Raw genomic sequence first — 16,681 nt, 5'->3', positions numbered from 1 at the left:
GAGGCTGAGGCTGAGGCTGAGGCTGAGGCTGAGGCTGAGGCTGAGGCTGAGGCTGAGGCTGAGGCTGAGGCTGAGGCTGAGGCTGAGGCTGAGGCTGAGGCTGAGGCTGAGGCTGAGGCTGAGGCTGAGGCTGAGGAAGCGATCATCGCTTCGGACGAAGCGCAAGAAGAAGCAGAGGACGAAGACGCCCTTCGCATCGCGAGTGTCTTGGGAAACCTAACCCACGACGAAGACGCGTCTCCCTCTACGGACGCATCGGTCGAAGATGACGAAGACAGCGATTCGGACACGATTGAGCTATCTGACCTGATTGCAGAAGAACTTTCTGCAGAGGATGAAGAACCTGTAGAGCCAGCAAGCGCAGACGTCGCAGAAGCAGAAGCAGAAGCGGTAGAAGCAGAAGCAGAAGCATTCGATGCGATCGCCGAAGATCAAGAAGAGATTGCCGAAGACGCAGAAGAAACAACTGCCCTCGATGACGAAGAAGAGAGCCGTCCGCGCCGCGTCCGTGTACTGCGACTGAAGCGCTCGGAAATGGCAAAAGAGCTCGCAGAAGAAACTTCGGATGTAGAACCAGCCGCAGAAGTAGCGCACCCGCAGACCAGCCTGAGCGACGAAGAAGAAGCCGATCTCATGCGTGCTCTGGCTGAAGTCGAAGCCGAAATGGCGCCGGAAGCAGAAGAAAACACCGAAGCCGAAGAGACCGCGGAGTCAGAAGAGACTGTCGCACCAGAACAGGACGAAGCGCCTATTGCTGCGCGAGAAGAGCGTCCAGCTGGCCGCGAGCTATTGGAACAGGCCGACACTGGTGAAGACGCGGCTGATCGTCTTCTGGAAAAAGCCAAAACCGAAATGGACGCTCCGGAAAGCAACCGCCGCCGCACCGCTCTGGCGCACCTGAAGGCCGCCGTTGCCGCAACTCGCGCGGAAAAATCACGGGTTCTGCGCAAAAGCGAAGAGCCCAAGGAAGAAGCCGCGCCCGCAGCGATCAAACCCGAGCCCATCCCGGAAACCAAGGAAATCATTCGCCCCCGCCGTCCTCAAGTCACGGACACCCAGCGCGCCGAGCGCCCCCGCCCCGCCGAAGCGCCGCTTCGCCTGGTAGAGGAACAGCGCGTCGATGCATCCAAGATGGCCGTCCGCCCGCGCCGGGTGTCGAGCGGTGCAGAGGAAGCGCGCCGCGATCGCCCAAACTTTGCGGCCTATGCAGAAGAGAAAGGTGCGACCCGCCTGCCAGATCTGCTCGAGGCGGCCGCAGCCTACACCGCATGCGTTCAGGGCCGCGATCCTTTCACCCGCCCGCAGGTCATGACCCTACTCAAATCGGTGATGGAAGACGGGCTCAGCCGCGAGGAAGCCCTGCGTGCGTTTGGCCAGCTCTTGCGCGAGGAAAAGATTTCCAAGCTGCAAGGCGGCCGATTTACGGTCAACGAGAACATCCGGTATCAGCCGCGCGCCATGGCGTCCGGCGAATAAAACATTTCTGGAACGCAGATACAAAAGGCGGCCTCAAACGGGGCCGCCTTTTTCATTGCATATCGCGCGGCTCTCAGGACGCAGGGATGACCACCGGCGGGGTCGCATACTGCTTGCGCTCTTCCATCAGGCGGCTGATTTTCTCGCGCAGCAGAAAGCTGGGGATTGGCTCTGGCGCGTTCTTTAGTACGCTTTCCAACTGCGGATCATCGAGCATTTCCTGATAGAGTTCGATCTTGCGCGAAAGCTCGTAGTATTTCTGGCCACGCTGGGTGGCAATTTCGCGTCCTTGGGCGTTCACTTCGCTGCAGATGTCCTCTTGCAAGGCATCGCCTGTTTCCCGCGCCACGCTGTAGGCGTTTTCAATGGTGCAGTAGTTCGCAGTGTCCCGAACTTTCGGGATCGGGATGATGATGCACCCGGACAATCCCAGAGCCAGAGTGAGTGTCAGGGCTTTTTGGGGAATCTGTTTCATTTCAAATCCTCTGAGTGAATGGGTTCAGCCTATCCATCCAAAGAATCGCTGTCATCTCTCTGCGACGCGGCACGTGAATAAATTCGATACGCAACAAAAAAGGGTGCATTTCTGCACCCCTCTCGCATCACTTGTCGTCATCAAACTTTTCCGGAGGCGCGTCCGGGTCCGCCTGCCCGATCCCGCGGAATACTGCACGGAAGGGCAAGGCCCATACAATCCCCAGAGCAATGTAGATCGCAAGCTCCAACCAAAGAGGCGGACGGTCGATCGTGCTCATGATCGTGACCGCCACCACCACATAGCCCGGCAGACCCAAGAGCAGGATCAGCAAGGAAAGGCGGCGGCGTGTCTTGTAGCTAAGGGCCATCAGTCAGCAAACGGGTCGGTTACTAGGATTGTGTCATCGCGTTCGGGTGACGTGGAGAGTAGTGCAACAGGGCACTCGATCAACTCTTCGACGCGCTTGACGTATTTGATCGCGTTGGCCGGCAGGTCCGCCCACGAACGTGCGCCTTCGGTCGATTCCGACCAGCCGGGCATCTCTTCGTAGATCGGGGTGCAGCGCGCCTGCTCGTCTGCGGCGGTGGGCAGGTAGTCCAACTGTTCGCCGTCCAGATTGTACCCAACGCAAATCTTAAGAGTTTCGAAGCCGTCCAGAACGTCGAGCTTGGTCAGCGAGATGCCGTTGATGCCCGAAATTGCGCAGGTCTGACGGACCAGAGCCGCGTCAAACCAACCACAACGGCGCTTGCGGCCGGTGGTGGTGCCGAATTCGTGGCCGCGCTCACCCAGTCGTTGGCCGTCCGCATCCTCGAGCTCGGTCGGGAACGGGCCTTCACCCACGCGTGTGGTGTAGGCTTTGACGATACCCAGAACGTAGTCGATCGAGCCAGGGCCGATGCCCACGCCGGTCGACGCCTGACCTGCGATCACGTTCGACGAGGTCACAAAGGGATAGGTGCCGAAATCAATGTCCAGCAAAGAGCCCTGCGCGCCTTCGAACAGGATTCGCTTACCGGCCTTGCGTTTTTCGTTCAGGACCTTCCAGACAGGCGCGGCGTAAGGCAGGATTTCCTTGGCGACCTCGACCAGCTGCTCAATCAGCGCTTCGCGGTCGATGCTTTCGATTCCCAGACCTTTGCGCAGCGGGTCGTGGTGCTGCAGAGCCCGGTCAACACGCGCCTCAAGGGTCGCACGGTCCGCCAGATCGGCAACGCGGATCGCACGGCGACCCACTTTGTCCTCATAGCAGGGGCCGATGCCGCGACCGGTGGTACCGATCTTGGTGCCCTTGCTGGCTGCCTCTTCGCGGGCGCGATCCAACTCACCGTGGATCGGAAGGATCAGCGGGGTGTTTTCCGCGATCATCAGAGTTTCGGGGGTGATCTCGACGCCCTGCTCGCGCACAGTCGCGATCTCTTTGATCAGGTGCCAAGGGTCCAGAACCACGCCGTTCCCGATGACAGACAGCTTGCCGCCGCGGACAACACCCGAAGGCAGCGCGTGCAATTTATAAACCTTGCTATCGATCACCAGCGTATGGCCGGCGTTGTGTCCGCCTTGAAAGCGCGCGATCACGTCTGCGCGTTCGGACAGCCAGTCCACGATCTTGCCTTTGCCTTCATCGCCCCACTGAGCGCCGACAACCACAACGTTGGCCATAAGGGATCCCCTATTGTCAGATCTTCAAACCGTGCCTCCTATAGCGATGTGCTTGGGCAGACGAAACCTCTATTTGCGCCGATCCATCGCATCCAAAGGCCGCAGGGCCAGTTAAACAGGGTTGATAACCCCAGTCACACTATCCTTATGGCTGTTTTCAGCGGATTTGGCGAAAGTCTGGGCCACACGGCTTGCCCCCCGCGCCGATTTTCCCTACATGGGCGGACAACAAAAGAGTTGCTGCAGGTCCTTCATGGAAAACGTCGTTCTGATTATCCACCTCATTCTGGCACTGTCTCTGATCGGTATCGTTCTGATGCAGCGGTCCGAAGGCGGCGGCCTTGGCATGGGCAGCGGCGGTGGTGGCGGCGGTGTCGGCGGCGTAATGTCCGGCCGCGCAGCTGCAACCGCACTGGGCAAAATCACTTGGGCTCTGGCGGCTGCATTCATCTGCACCTCGATCGCTCTGACCGTGATTGCGGCCAGCAATTCGTCTGACAGCTCTGTTCTGGACCGCTTGGGTGGCACCGCCCCCACCGCAACCGAAGAGCAATCCGATGCACCTGCAGGCTCTGACCTGCTGCCGCCGTCCGCTTCGGACGCGCCTTTGGTGCCCTCGGCCAACTAAGCTACAACCATTAGAACATTGCGAACCGGACCTAACAGCATCTTGAGGTCCGGTTGCTAAAACTTTGCGAATCCGCTAAGGCTCAAATCCCGTGATGCTGCGATTCTTCGGGATCGCACGGGCATTGCTTTTTGGCGGAACATCACGGGAGCGCAGACCGAATGGCGCGATTCATATTCATCACTGGTGGCGTTGTGAGTTCGTTGGGCAAAGGTCTTGCCTCGGCGGCGCTCGGCTCTTTGCTTCAGGCGCGCGGATACTCGGTCCGCTTGCGCAAGCTGGACCCCTATCTGAACGTTGACCCCGGCACGATGTCGCCTTTCGAGCACGGCGAAGTGTTTGTCACCGACGACGGGGCCGAGACTGACCTCGATCTGGGACACTACGAGCGTTTCACCGGCGTGGCTGCGCGCAAGACCGACTCGGTCTCGTCGGGCCGTATCTATTCGAACGTTCTCGAGAAAGAGCGCCGCGGTGACTATCTGGGCAAAACTATTCAGGTGATTCCCCACGTCACGAACGAGATTAAGGACTTCATTTCGATCGGCGAAGACGAAGTTGATTTCATGCTCTGTGAAATCGGCGGCACCGTCGGCGACATCGAAGGCCTGCCCTTCTTCGAAGCAATCCGCCAGTTCGCCAACGAAAAGCCCCGTGGTCAGTGCCTGTTTATGCACCTGACCCTGCTGCCATTCATCAAGGCGTCGGGCGAGCTGAAAACCAAGCCGACACAGCACAGCGTAAAAGAGCTTCGTTCAATCGGTCTGGCGCCCGACATTCTGGTCTGCCGTTCCGAAGGCCCGATTCCCGCGAAAGAGCGCGAAAAGCTGGCCCTGTTCTGTAACGTGCGCCCCGACGCCGTGATCGCCGCGCAGGATCTAAAGTCGATCTACGAAGCGCCTCTGGCCTATCACCGCGAAGGTCTGGATCAGGCCGTTCTGGACGCCTTCCAGATCAGCCCCGCGCCCAAGCCCGATCTGGCGCGTTGGAACGACGTCGCCGACCGCATCTACAACCCCGAGGGCGAAGTCAAAATCGCGATCGTGGGCAAATACGTTCAGCTCGAAGACGCCTACAAATCCATCGCCGAAGCGCTGACCCACGGCGGCATGGCCAACCGTGTGAAGGTTAAGGTCGAGTGGGTGAACTCGGAAATCTTTGACCGCGAAGATCCCGCGCCCCATCTCGAAGGCTACGACGCGATTCTCGTGCCCGGCGGCTTTGGCGAGCGTGGCACCGAGGGCAAGATCAAAGCGGCTCAGTTCGCCCGCGAACACAAAGTGCCGTACCTCGGCATCTGCCTTGGCATGCAGCTGGCGGTGATCGAAGCGGCCCGTAACGTGGCCAAAGTGGACGATGCGGGCTCGGAAGAATTCGACCACGAAGCCGGTCAGAAGCGCTTTACCCCCGTTGTTTACCACCTGAAAGAATGGGTGCAGGGCAATCACAAGGTCGAGCGTTCGGTCAAGGACGACAAGGGCGGCACCATGCGTCTTGGCGCATACAACGCGACTCTCACCGAAGGCTCCAAAGTGGCCGAAATCTACGGCGCGACCCAGATCGAAGAGCGCCACCGCCACCGCTACGAGGTCGACACGAAATACCGTGAGCAGCTCGAGGCTTGCGGCCTTAGCTTCTCTGGCATGTCGCCCGATGGACGCCTGCCCGAGATCGTCGAATGGAAAGATCACCCATGGTTCATCGGCGTTCAGTTCCACCCCGAACTGAAGTCCAAGCCGTTCCAGCCGCACCCCTTGTTCCGCGACTTTGTGCGCGCAGCAAAGGAAAGCTCTCGTTTGGTATAACCGAACCCGCAATGTCATGATTGCATCGGGGTCACTCATTTTTCATGGGTGGCCCCGAAACTTTTTCTCAACCGGAGCGTTATTGATCCATCACAGACACAGTTCTGAACGTGGAGCGTTTCAAATGTTCAAAAGCCTCAAAACTCTTTTCGCCGCCTCTTCTGACGAAGTGCCGTCGCTGGATAGCCGGACTGCCGTCGCAGCCCTGTTGGTCCGAGCAGCCAAGAGCGAGGGGACATATAGTTACGAAGACATCCGCGCCATTGACCGCAGTCTGGCCCGCCACTTTGGCCTCAATGTTGTCGAAGCCATGAAGCTGCGCGCCGCCGGCGAGAAGCTAGAGCGCGCAGAAGTCGATCCACAGTCGATGATCGTCGCAATCCGCGACGCGCTGGCCCCCGAAGAGCGTTTCGGTGTCCTGAGTGGGCTGTGGGAGGTCGTTCTCACGAATGAAACCCGCACAGAGCGCAACGATGATTTGCTGACCAAAGCGCGTCGTGGGTTCGGCATCCGCCGCGCCGAGGCGCAGGTCGCCCGCGAGCACGCGATCGCTTCGATGTAATCCCTGCTTGGCGGGCACGCCCGCCACCACTATATCAAAGCTATGTTTGCTGATTTCCTACGCCGCCTCACCGAACCTGCCGTTGATCCTCTGACCGAAGGAGATTCGCGGCTCGCCTTGACCGCGCTTCTGGTGCGCATCGCTCGCTCGGACGAGGATTATGCGAAGTCGGAAATCGACTTGATAGACAGCATCACGGCCTCTCGCTACGGACTTGGTCCGGACGCCGCGGCTGAATTGCGCCGCGAAGCAGAGCAGCTGGAATCCGAAGCCCCCGACACCGTGAAATTCACAACTGCGATCAAGCAGGGTGTGCCCTATGACCATCGTCTCGGGGTCATCGAATCCCTTTGGCAGGTGGTTCTGGCTGACGGAAAACGTGACGAAGCCGAAGATGCCCTCCTACGAACCGTATCCCGTTTCTTGGGCGTGTCTGACATGGACAGCGCACTGGCGCGTCAACGTGTTCAGGGCGACTGATCCCCCTTTAGGACGAGTCCTGCGCCAAACTTTCAATCCACCTGATGTGAAAACTAAAATTTACCTACGGTCAAATTTGACCAAGCGTTGCATTTTCAGATTGAATAAGCGTTACTAGCGCAAATTCCAAATGCAACCATCAGGGTTCTTGTGGTCAATAATCAACCAGTTATCGAAATCCGCAACCTTCACAAGCGTTACGGCGAGCTAGAGGTTCTACGGGGTGTCGACATCACCGCCCCGCGCGGACATGTCATTTCGCTGATCGGCTCTTCGGGGTCGGGCAAGTCCACGCTTCTGCGTTGCGCCAACCTGTTGGAAGACAGCCAGAAGGGCGAAATCCTGTTCGAGGGCGAGCCCGTAAAATGGAAGGGCCAAGAACTGGCCCGTCGTCCCGCTGACGCCAAGCAGATCATGCGGATCCGCACGAACCTGTCGATGGTCTTCCAGCAATTCAACCTCTGGTCCCACATGACGATCCTTGAAAATATCATGGAATGCCCCGTGACCGTTCTGGGACGCGACAAGGCCGAGGTTGAACAAAAGGCCCGCATGTATCTGGACAAGGTCGGCATCGGCGACAAATGCGATGCTTGGCCCGCACAGCTCTCCGGCGGACAGCAGCAGCGCGCCGCGATTGCCCGTGCCCTGTGCATGGAACCCAAAGCTCTTCTCTTTGACGAACCCACTTCCGCACTAGATCCCGAGTTGGAACAAGAAGTGGTGCGCGTCATCAAAGCCCTCGCCGAAGAGGGCCGCACCATGATCATCGTCACCCATGACATGAAAATGGCCCACGATGTTTCCGATCATGTCGTGTTCTTGCACCAGGGCCTGATCGAAGAACAGGGCGATCCCGCAACCCTATTCGGGGCGCCCAAATCAGAGCGGCTGCAGCAATTCCTAAGCCATACGACAGCTGCCTGAACAACACTCAAGGGGAGTTAACCAAATGAAAAAACTACTGATCACCAGCGCCGCGCTGGCTCTGTCAGCCACCAGCCTCTTTGCTGCGGGTCACGGCGATGTCGTCCGTCTCGGCACCGAGGGCGCCTACCCTCCGTACAACTTTATCAATGATGCGGGCGAAGTGGATGGCTTCGAGCGCGAGTTGGGTGACGAGCTGTGCAAGCGCGCTGAACTGAACTGCGAATGGGTCACAAACGACTGGGATTCGATCATCCCCAACCTCGTTTCGGGTAACTACGACGCCATCATCGCAGGCATGTCGATCACCGAAGAGCGCATGGAAAAAATCGACTTCACCGAAAACTACACCCAGCCCGACCCGTCGGCCTACATGGCGATGGCTGGCGCGGATGTGGATTTCACCGGAGGCGTGATCGCAGCGCAGGCCAGCACCATTCAGGCCAGCCACATCACCGACTCGGGCGCGACCCTCTTGGAATTCGCATCGCCTGACGAAACCGTTGCAGCCGTCCGCAACGGCGAAGCTGACGCAGTTCTGGCCGACAAAGCCTTCCTCGCGCCCATCGCAGAGGAAAACGCTGACCTCGAGCTGACCGGCGAAGACGTCCTGATCGGTGGCGGAATCGGCCTTGGCATCCGCAAGTCCGACAGCGAACTGCGCGACAAGTTCACCGCGGCGATCCAGTCGATGAAAGAAGACGGCAGCCTGAACGAGCTGATCGTCAAGTGGCTGCCCGACTCGGCCACCTTCTAATCGCTCCGAAGGGAGGGCACGCCCCTCCCTTCTTTTTGCCAAAAATACTCACATCCAGACCTCGCCAAGAGGCCCGCCATTATCAGCTTCTGCACCGACCCCGACACACTTGGCCAATTCCAGTGGCTCGCCTGTTACCTCACGACCGGCAAGCACATGGCTTTCTACTACTCCTTTGGCACCGTGCTTTTGCTGCTGGCAATCACGGCCCCCGCTGCGTTGCTCTTCGGCTTTGCTGGCGCTTCGGCGGCGCGGTCGTCGTTCACGCCGGTCAGTTGGCTTGGGAAAATCTACATCGCCATTGTCCGCGGGGTTCCGGACATTGCGTTCTTCTTGTTCTTCGTGATCGCTTTGGATCAGGGCATCGAGTGGCTGCGCCATCAGGTGAAGTGCCCCGACTGGGACGAACCGATCCGCCAAGGCAACGACTTTGTGGTCTGCACCGCTGCCAAGATGCCCCTCGGCAATGCAGCCCAATGGATTCACGAAGTGTACGGTTTCACCCTCGCCGTGGTGACCTTTGCTATCGTTTTTGGCGCCTTTGCTGCCAACGTGATGTTCGGGGCCATGCGCACCGTACCGCGTGCGCAGCTTGAAACTGCCGAAGCTTATGGCATGACACCTCGCCAGACCTTCTGGCGCATTCTGGTGCCACAAATGTGGGTCTACGCTCTGCCCGGCCTTGGGAACCTCTGGATGGTTCTGATCAAGGCCACCCCTCTTCTGTTCCTCTTGGGTGTCGAAGATATCGTCTACTGGGCCCGTGAACTTGGCGGTGCCAAGACCGCCCGCTTCACCGACTATCCGCACCCTGACTGGCGCCTGTGGTACTTCCTCGTGCTTCTGATTTTCTACCTCGGCTTTACCAAAGTGTCCGAAGTCTTCCTTGACCGGATCATGCGCAAACTGACCCACGGCCAAGCGACCGCGGGCGGCGAGGCACAGCGCAAAGGAGCCGCCGCATGAGCTGTTTCCAAACCATCGCGGATTACAGCCTCCGGTCGCTGGGTTTAGGCGAGCGGCTCTTGCCGCGCTCGGACTTCACGCTTTGCCAGCAGTTCACCCTGATCGGATCGGGCATGCTGCAGAACATCTACTTTGGAACGCTCGCGCTGATCGCGGGCTTCGTGCTGGCCGTCTTGCTCGCCGTGGGCAAGACCAGCGCGAACCCCCTGTTCCGCAAACCGGCTGAGTGGACGATCTTTGTGTTCCGAGGTTCGCCGCTCTTCATCCAATTCTTCTTTGCCTACTTCCTGTTCCTCAGCCTCAAGGGCGTCAGCAGTTTCTTTGATCCCCTGACCTCGGCATGGCTCGGGGCGCTGGTCGTGCTGCTGCTGAACACCGCCGCCTACTCAGGCGAGATTTTCTATGGCGCGCTTCAGTCGATTCCGAAGGGGGATCTGGAGGCTGCAGATGCCTATGGCCTGACCGGTTGGCCGCGCTTCAAGCGGGTGATCTGGCCCACGATGCTGCGACTGGCATGGCCCGCCTACACGAACGAGGCGATTTTCTTGTTCCAGTCGACCGTGCTGGTCTATTTCAGCGGCTTTCCAGCGTTCAAGCAGATGGGCGATGCCCTTTATTACGCCAAATATTTCGCGGATAAGACCTACAACCCGTTCGTGCCGTACCCGATCCTTGCGATGTACTTCATCATGCTAACCCTGATCCTAATCAGCATCTTTGGATTAATTAACAAACGGTTGAACCGGCACCTGCCCCACAATCAGCGCCAAAAGATCAAGCTGCGCCCCCGCCTGATCCGCTAACAATAGCTCTTGATTTCATCGCGGCTCTTAGAGACAGTGAATTTGATCAAATTAGCCCGACGAACGGGCAACGCAGGTGATTTATGAGAAACTGGCTACGCAAGCACCCCATGGTGCGCACCATCCGTGTGGCCGCGGCAGATTTGAACGGTCAGCCCCGCGGTAAACGGGTGCCAACCCGATTTGCAGACAAAGTGGTCGAAGGCGGCACGCGCTTTCCAATGTCTGTGATGAACCTCGACATCTGGGGCGAAGACATCGACGACAGCCCTCTTGTGTTCGAAACAGGGGACCGTGACGGCGTTCTGAAACCGACCGAACGCGGCTTTGTGCCCATGCCGTGGCTCGAAGGGCCGACCGCCCTCCTCCCGCTTTGGATGTTCCACGAAGACGGTCGCCCCTTCGAAGGCGACCCCCGCCACGCGCTGCGCCGGGTGCTGGAACGTTATGACGAAAAGGGCCTGAAACCCGTCGTCGCGGTTGAACTCGAATTCTACCTGATCGACGACTCAGGCAAGTCCTTCCAAGTCCCCGCCAGCCCCCGTTCGGGCAAGCGCCGCAAGGCCGCCGAGATCCTCTCGATCCGTGCTCTGGACATGTTCGACAAGTTCTTTTCGGACCTCTACGACGCCTGCGAAGAGATGGACATCCCCGCCGATACAGCAATCTCCGAAGCAGGTCTGGGGCAGTTCGAAATCAACCTGATGCACAGCGACGACGCCCTGCGCGCCGCCGATGATGCGTGGCTGTTTAAGATGCTGGTCAAAGGTTTGGCCCGCCGCTACGGCTTTGCCGCAAGCTTTATGGCCAAGCCTTATGTCGACTATTCGGGCAGCGGGATGCACACCCATTTCTCGGTCATCGACAAGAACGGCCAGAACATCTTTGACGACGGCAGCCAGCAAGGCAGCGCCTATCTGCGCCATGCTGTGGCGGGCTGTATGGACGCAATGCCGGGCAGCACCCTGCTCTTTGCGCCCCACGCCAACAGCTATGACCGTCTGGTCCCAGACAACCACGCGCCCACCAGCATCTGCTGGGGTTACGAGAACCGCACCGCCGCGATTCGCATCCCCTCGGGCGACCCGCGCGCCCGCCGGATTGAGCATCGCGTGGCCGGCGGCGATGTGAACCCCTATCTGCTGATCGCAGGCATCCTTGGGGCCGCAATGAACGGGATCGATGATCACGCAGAGCCCTGCAAGCCGATCAAGGGCAGCGCCTATAACCAGAAGCTGCCGCAAGTTCCGAACACGTGGGAAAGCGCGATCGAAGCGTTCGAAAAGGACGAGCACATCGCCCGTATCTTTACCCCCGAACTGATCCGCAATTATGTCGCGACCAAACGCCAGGAAATGTTCTACATGGCGGAACTGGATGATCGCGAACAGGTTGAGATCTATCTCGATACGGTCTGACGTGGCCGCTTTGGCCCCGTCACTTTACGACCCCTTCAAACACTTTGGTGCCCTATGAAAATCGGTATCCTGCAAACGGGCCACACCCCTGCCGACATGGCAGAGATCGCCCCTGACTACGCTCTGCTCTTCCGTGCCATGCTTGGCGAAGACAGTTTTGACTACCAAACGTGGAATGTGGTGGACGGCGACTTCCCCGACAGCATCTACGCCGCAGACGGCTACATCATCACCGGCTCGCGCCACGGCGCCTACGAGGATCACCCGTGGATCGCCCCTCTCGAGGACCTAATCCGCCAAATCTACGCGTCAAAGAAGCCCATGTTTGGCGCCTGCTTTGGCCACCAGATCATTGCGCAGGCGCTGGGGGGCAAGGTCGAAAAGTTCAAGGATGGCTGGTCGGTTGGCCTGCAAACCTATGACTTTGGCGGCAGAACTCTGAACCTGAATGCATGGCATCAGGATCAGGTCGTCGACCTACCGCCAGATGCGCGCGTGGTGGCCTCTAGCCCGTTCTGTAAGTATGCGGCGCTGGCGTGGGGCGACCATGTGTTCACCACGCAGGCGCATCCGGAATTTCAATCGGACTTCATCAAAGGTCTGATAGACTATCGTGGCAAAGGGGTGGTTCCAGACGGTCTGTTACAAGAGGCCGAAACCCACCTGCCCGACCAGAACGACAATGTGCAGATCGCGGAAACGGTAACGCGCCTGATGCACGGAAAAGGAATTTCATGAGCTCGATGCTAAGCGATCTGCCCGCGTCCGTTTCCAACTATCTCGGTGACAATCGACTGGACGAGGTAGAGTGCATCATCTCTGACCTGCCCGGGATTGCGCGGGGCAAGGCCGTGCCTTCGTCCAAATTTTCGCGGCAGAGCCATTTCTACCTGCCCGATTCGATCTTCTACCAAACGATCACTGGTGAATGGGCCGAGGCCGCAGGCGACGAAGGATTTATCGAGCGCGACATGATCCTGAAGCCCGACATGAGCACCGCGACAGCGGCGCCTTGGACCGGCGACTGGACATTGCAAGTGATCCACGACGCATTCGACCGCGCGGGCAACCCGATCTCTTTTTCGCCGCGAAACGTGCTGAAACGGGTTGTTGATCTCTACAAGGCCCAAGGGTGGAAGCCCATCGTCGCCCCCGAAATGGAGTTCTATCTGGTCGCTCCAAACACCAATCCGTCCAAGCCGATCGAGGCGATGATGGGCCGCTCGGGCCGCCCTGCTGCTGCCCGTCAGGCCTATTCGATGTCTGCCGTGGATGAATATGGTCCCGTGATTGACGACATCTACGACTTTGCCGAAGCGCAGGGGTTCGAGATTGACGGCATCACTCAAGAGGGCGGCGCAGGCCAGCTGGAAATCAACCTGCGCCATGGTGGCCCGGTCAAGCTCGCGGACGAGGTGTTCTATTTCAAACGCTTGATCCGAGAAGCTGCGCTGCGTCACAACTGCTATGCCACCTTTATGGCGAAACCGATCGCTCACGAACCGGGCAGCGCCATGCACATTCACCACTCGGTCATCGACATGGAAACCGGCGAGAACATCTTTTCGGGCCCACAAGGGGGCGAAACCGACGCATTCTATCACTTCATCGGTGGCCTCCAGAAATACCTGCCCGCAGGAATTGCCGTTCAGGCCCCCTATGTGAACAGCTACCGCCGCTACGTCAAAGACCACGCCGCACCGATTAACCTCGAATGGGCGCGGGACAACCGCACGACCGGCATCCGCATTCCGATTTCGGACTCGCAGTCGCGCCGTGTCGAGAATCGCCTAGCAGGCATGGACTGCAATCCCTACCTCGCGTTCGCAGTCTCTTTGGCTGCGGGCTATCTGGGCATGATGGAGGGCGTGCGCCCATCCAAGCAGTTCAAAGGAGATGCCTACGAAGGCGACGGTGACTTCGCGCAGACCCTCGGCCAAGCACTCGATGAATTCGACTCCTGCACGAAACTACATGACGTTCTGGGCAAGGACTTCGCCCGAGTCTATTCGATCGTCAAACGCGCCGAATACGAAGAATTCCTGCAGGTTATCAGCCCGTGGGAACGTGAGCATCTGTTGACCAACGTATGAACCTACTCTTTGCCAACGACCGCCAAGGCCACTACCCACCAAGCTGGTATGCCGATGTTCTGGATTTGCCGGACGCGCGCGTACCATTGCGCGGCGAAGCACAGGCTGATGTCTGCATCGTGGGTGCAGGCTACACCGGTCTGTCTGCGGCATGGCAGTTGGCCGAACGCGGACACAAGGTCATCGTGGTCGAGGCGCATCGCGCGGGCTGGGGCGCCTCTGGCCGCAACGGGGGCCAAGTCGGCAGCGGGTTCAACAAAGGTCAGGAATGGCTGGAAGCCCGCATGGGGCGCGACAATGCCAGACTGCTGTGGAACCTATCGCAGGACGCCAAAGCCTTGGTCCGCGAACTTGCGGACGAAGATCCCACCATCGCCTATCGCCCCGGTGTGGCCCATGCCGAGTGGCACGCCAGCGATGTGCCGGACACTCAGGCCGAGGCGGACTATCTGGCGCAGCACTACGGCTATACCGAAATCGAAAAGCTGGACCGCGACGCCATGCAGGCCTTGATCGGAAGCCCCTGTTACCAAGGCGGCAGCGTCGATTGGGGCGCAGGCCATGTGAACCCGCTCGCCCTTGCTCTGTCGCTCGCGCGCAAGGCCGAAGCGGCGGGTGCGACCATCCACGAGAATACGCTGGTCCACCGTGTCGAACCGGGCGCAGCCCCCGTCGTGCGCTGTGATAAGGGCTTCGTTCGCGCGAAACATGTCATTCTCGCCGGCAATGGCTATCTGGGGCGCTTGGTAAACGGCGTCGCCTCTCGGGTCATGCCGATCAACAATTTCATCGCAGCGACAGAGCCCTTGGGCGATCGCGCAGCCAGCATTCTCGCCCGCGACATCGCCGTGGCCGACAGCAAATTCGTCATCAACTATTTCCGCATGTCCGCCGATTGCCGACTGCTCTTCGGCGGCGGCGAATCCTACGGCTACAAGTTCCCGTCAGACATCGAAGGAACGGTGCGCAAACCGCTGGAAACCGTTTTCCCCCAACTCAAGGGCGTGAAGATCACCCACGCTTGGGGCGGAACGCTCGGCATCAGCGCGCAGCGCCTGCCCGTGTTCGACCGTCCCGCCCAAGGGCTGTGGGCCGCGTCAGGCTATTCAGGGCACGGTGTCGCACTCGCCACCTTCTCTGGCCGCATACTGGCCGAAGCGATCAGCGGTGAGATGGGCCGGTTCGACGTCCTTAATGCCCTGCCCTCGCCTCGTTTTCCGGGGGGCGGTGCGTTCCGCACTCCGCTCTTGGTGATGGCAATGAGCTGGTACGCTCTAAGGGACAAACTGGGTATCTGACGTCGGGGCGCTGGGGTCACGGGCAGAAAAGGCTTGGTGAAAACCCGCGATGCGTTTAGCAATTCCGAAAAGAGTTTTCAGAAAAGCTACAGGACCATGACACAAGCGCCCAACGTCTACGACGCCGAACCCATCCCTGCTGCCGCCCGAGAAGAGATCGAGCGCCTGCTTCAAACAGGGGATCTGTTCCGCTACACCGCGCCCGAGAACGCGCCTGTTGCCCTGCTCGAGGCAGAGTTCGCAGAGCTTCTGGGGTCGAAATATGCCCTCGCCGTGTCCTCTTGTTCGGCCGCTCTGTTTCTATCGCTGAAGGCGCTGAACCTGCCCCGCGACGCCCGCGTGTTGATCCCCGGCTTTACCTTTGCAGCGGTGCCCTCATCGGTTGTGCATGCCGATTGCATCCCCGTCCTTTGCGAAGTCGGCGAGAATTACCGCATCGACATCAAGGATTTTGAAACCCGTCTGGACGACAACATCAGCGCCGTCATCATCAGCCACATGCGGGGCCACACCAGCGACATGGACGCGATCATGGCGCTCTGCAACGCGCGCGGCATTCCCGTGATCGAAGACGCCGCGCATTCGCTCGGCACCACGTGGCACGGCAAAAACATCGGGACGATCGGCAAAATCGGCTGCTTTAGCTTCCAATCCTACAAATTGGTGAACGCGGGCGAAGGCGGCATTCTGATCACTGACGATGCCGATCTGGTGGCCCGCGCGGTCATCATGTCCGGTGCCTACGAGCACAACTGGAAAAAGCACAAGAGCCGCTCTGGCGACAATACTTCTGATCTGGAAGAGGCGTTCGCCCGTCACCAGAACAAACTGCCACTTTATAACCTGCGCATGTCGAACCTATCGGCCGTAATCATCCGCCCGCAACTTCCCGAAGTGGCCCGCCGCGTGCGGGATGGCCGCGCGAACCACGACTATGTCGCTGCGCAGCTGAATACCTCGGCTTGGCTGTCGGTGCCTGAAAAGCTGGCCCCCGAAGAGCGGGCGCCGGACTCGATCCAGTTCAATCTGATCGGCATGTCCACAGCCGAAGCAAAGGTCTTTGCCCAGACAGCCAAAGAGAACGGCGTTTACGTGCAAGTCTTCGGACAATCTACTGACAACGCCCGCGCCTATTGGAACTGGCAGTTTATGCCCGAGATGCCAGACCTGCCTCGGACCCGCGCCATGCTGGAAAACGCCTGCGATGTACGCTTGCCCGCACGGCTGACCAATGACGAGCTGGACTACATTGCGCAAACCCTCGTGGGCGCTGCCGAGGCTGCGAAAGAACAAGCGCTGGCATACGGGACCTAAGCGCAGCGCCTCTG

17 protein-coding genes are annotated in these 16,681 nt (G+C 59.3%); 14 read left to right on the top strand and 3 right to left on the bottom strand.

Annotated features, from left to right (window positions below; all coding sequences use genetic code 11):
- Window positions 1-1,476 (top strand): hypothetical protein (locus tag AB9K37_RS06695; protein WP_369836272.1); only part of this gene is annotated, 1,476 nt, incomplete at its 5' end.
- A gap of 73 nt (window positions 1,477-1,549) precedes the next feature.
- Here the strand turns inward: AB9K37_RS06695 and AB9K37_RS06690 are convergent.
- From AB9K37_RS06690 to AB9K37_RS06680, 3 genes are all read right to left on the bottom strand, one after another.
- Window positions 1,550-1,951, bottom strand: a complete 402-nt coding sequence (locus tag AB9K37_RS06690) for a hypothetical protein (RefSeq protein WP_369836270.1) — start codon at window positions 1,949-1,951, stop codon at window positions 1,550-1,552.
- A 127-nt stretch (window positions 1,952-2,078) separates the two neighbouring features.
- Entirely contained in the window at window positions 2,079-2,321 is a 243-nt protein-coding gene (locus AB9K37_RS06685; protein ID WP_369836267.1) for a DUF2842 domain-containing protein, read from the bottom strand.
- A complete protein-coding gene (locus AB9K37_RS06680; protein WP_369836264.1) occupies window positions 2,321-3,616 on the bottom strand; it encodes an adenylosuccinate synthase in 1,296 nt (431 codons plus the stop codon). The genes AB9K37_RS06685 and AB9K37_RS06680 overlap by 1 nt, the downstream gene beginning before the upstream one ends.
- Window positions 3,617-3,869: 253 nt before the next feature.
- On the opposite strand from AB9K37_RS06680, the gene secG reads away from it, so the two are divergent.
- The 13 genes from secG (at window position 3,870) to AB9K37_RS06615 (ending at window position 16,667) form a co-directional block, all read left to right on the top strand.
- Entirely contained in the window at window positions 3,870-4,244 is a 375-nt protein-coding gene (secG, locus tag AB9K37_RS06675; protein WP_369836262.1) for a preprotein translocase subunit SecG, read from the top strand.
- A gap of 161 nt (window positions 4,245-4,405) precedes the next feature.
- Window positions 4,406-6,049 (top strand): CTP synthase, encoded by a 1,644-nt coding sequence (locus AB9K37_RS06670; protein ID WP_369836259.1) that lies wholly within the window; start codon window positions 4,406-4,408, stop codon window positions 6,047-6,049.
- Window positions 6,050-6,173: 124 nt separating this feature from the next.
- Window positions 6,174-6,611, top strand: a complete 438-nt coding sequence (locus AB9K37_RS06665; protein ID WP_369836256.1) for a TerB family tellurite resistance protein — start codon at window positions 6,174-6,176, stop codon at window positions 6,609-6,611.
- Between the two features lie 42 nt (window positions 6,612-6,653).
- Window positions 6,654-7,091: a TerB family tellurite resistance protein gene (locus AB9K37_RS06660; RefSeq protein ID WP_369836253.1), complete on the top strand. Its 438-nt coding sequence runs from the start codon at window positions 6,654-6,656 to the stop codon at window positions 7,089-7,091.
- Between the two features lie 150 nt (window positions 7,092-7,241).
- Window positions 7,242-8,018: an ABC transporter ATP-binding protein gene (locus AB9K37_RS06655; protein WP_369836250.1), complete on the top strand. Its 777-nt coding sequence runs from the start codon at window positions 7,242-7,244 to the stop codon at window positions 8,016-8,018.
- A gap of 25 nt (window positions 8,019-8,043) precedes the next feature.
- Window positions 8,044-8,775 (top strand): transporter substrate-binding domain-containing protein, encoded by a 732-nt coding sequence (locus tag AB9K37_RS06650; RefSeq protein ID WP_293707356.1) that lies wholly within the window; start codon window positions 8,044-8,046, stop codon window positions 8,773-8,775.
- Between the two features lie 78 nt (window positions 8,776-8,853).
- Entirely contained in the window at window positions 8,854-9,741 is an 888-nt protein-coding gene (locus tag AB9K37_RS06645; protein WP_369836281.1) for an ABC transporter permease, read from the top strand.
- Window positions 9,738-10,544 carry an ABC transporter permease gene (locus tag AB9K37_RS06640; RefSeq protein ID WP_369836247.1) on the top strand — a complete coding sequence of 269 codons (807 nt, stop codon included), beginning with the start codon at window positions 9,738-9,740 and terminating at the stop codon, window positions 10,542-10,544. The genes AB9K37_RS06645 and AB9K37_RS06640 overlap by 4 nt, the downstream gene beginning before the upstream one ends.
- Window positions 10,545-10,627: 83 nt before the next feature.
- Complete coding sequence (locus AB9K37_RS06635; RefSeq protein WP_369836244.1) at window positions 10,628-11,962, top strand: glutamine synthetase family protein; 1,335 nt, start codon at window positions 10,628-10,630, stop codon at window positions 11,960-11,962.
- Between the two features lie 54 nt (window positions 11,963-12,016).
- Window positions 12,017-12,700, top strand: coding sequence for a type 1 glutamine amidotransferase (locus AB9K37_RS06630; protein ID WP_369836241.1), 684 nt, complete (start codon window positions 12,017-12,019; stop codon window positions 12,698-12,700).
- Window positions 12,697-14,055: a glutamine synthetase family protein gene (locus tag AB9K37_RS06625; protein WP_369836238.1), complete on the top strand. Its 1,359-nt coding sequence runs from the start codon at window positions 12,697-12,699 to the stop codon at window positions 14,053-14,055. The genes AB9K37_RS06630 and AB9K37_RS06625 overlap by 4 nt, the downstream gene beginning before the upstream one ends.
- Window positions 14,052-15,353, top strand: a complete 1,302-nt coding sequence (locus AB9K37_RS06620) for an NAD(P)/FAD-dependent oxidoreductase (protein WP_369836236.1) — start codon at window positions 14,052-14,054, stop codon at window positions 15,351-15,353. The genes AB9K37_RS06625 and AB9K37_RS06620 overlap by 4 nt, the downstream gene beginning before the upstream one ends.
- Before the next feature lie 96 nt (window positions 15,354-15,449).
- The gene (locus AB9K37_RS06615; protein WP_369836233.1) at window positions 15,450-16,667 is read left to right on the top strand and encodes a DegT/DnrJ/EryC1/StrS family aminotransferase; all 1,218 of its coding nucleotides are present in this window, start codon (window positions 15,450-15,452) and stop codon (window positions 16,665-16,667) included.
- The last annotated feature ends 14 nt before the right edge of the window (window positions 16,668-16,681 follow it).

The organism is Donghicola sp. XS_ASV15, from assembly GCF_041224595.1.
In the GTDB taxonomy this organism is placed as follows: domain Bacteria; phylum Pseudomonadota; class Alphaproteobacteria; order Rhodobacterales; family Rhodobacteraceae; genus Donghicola.
Note: the sequence above shows the minus strand (reverse complement) of the source record. Positions and strands in the feature narration are given on the sequence as shown.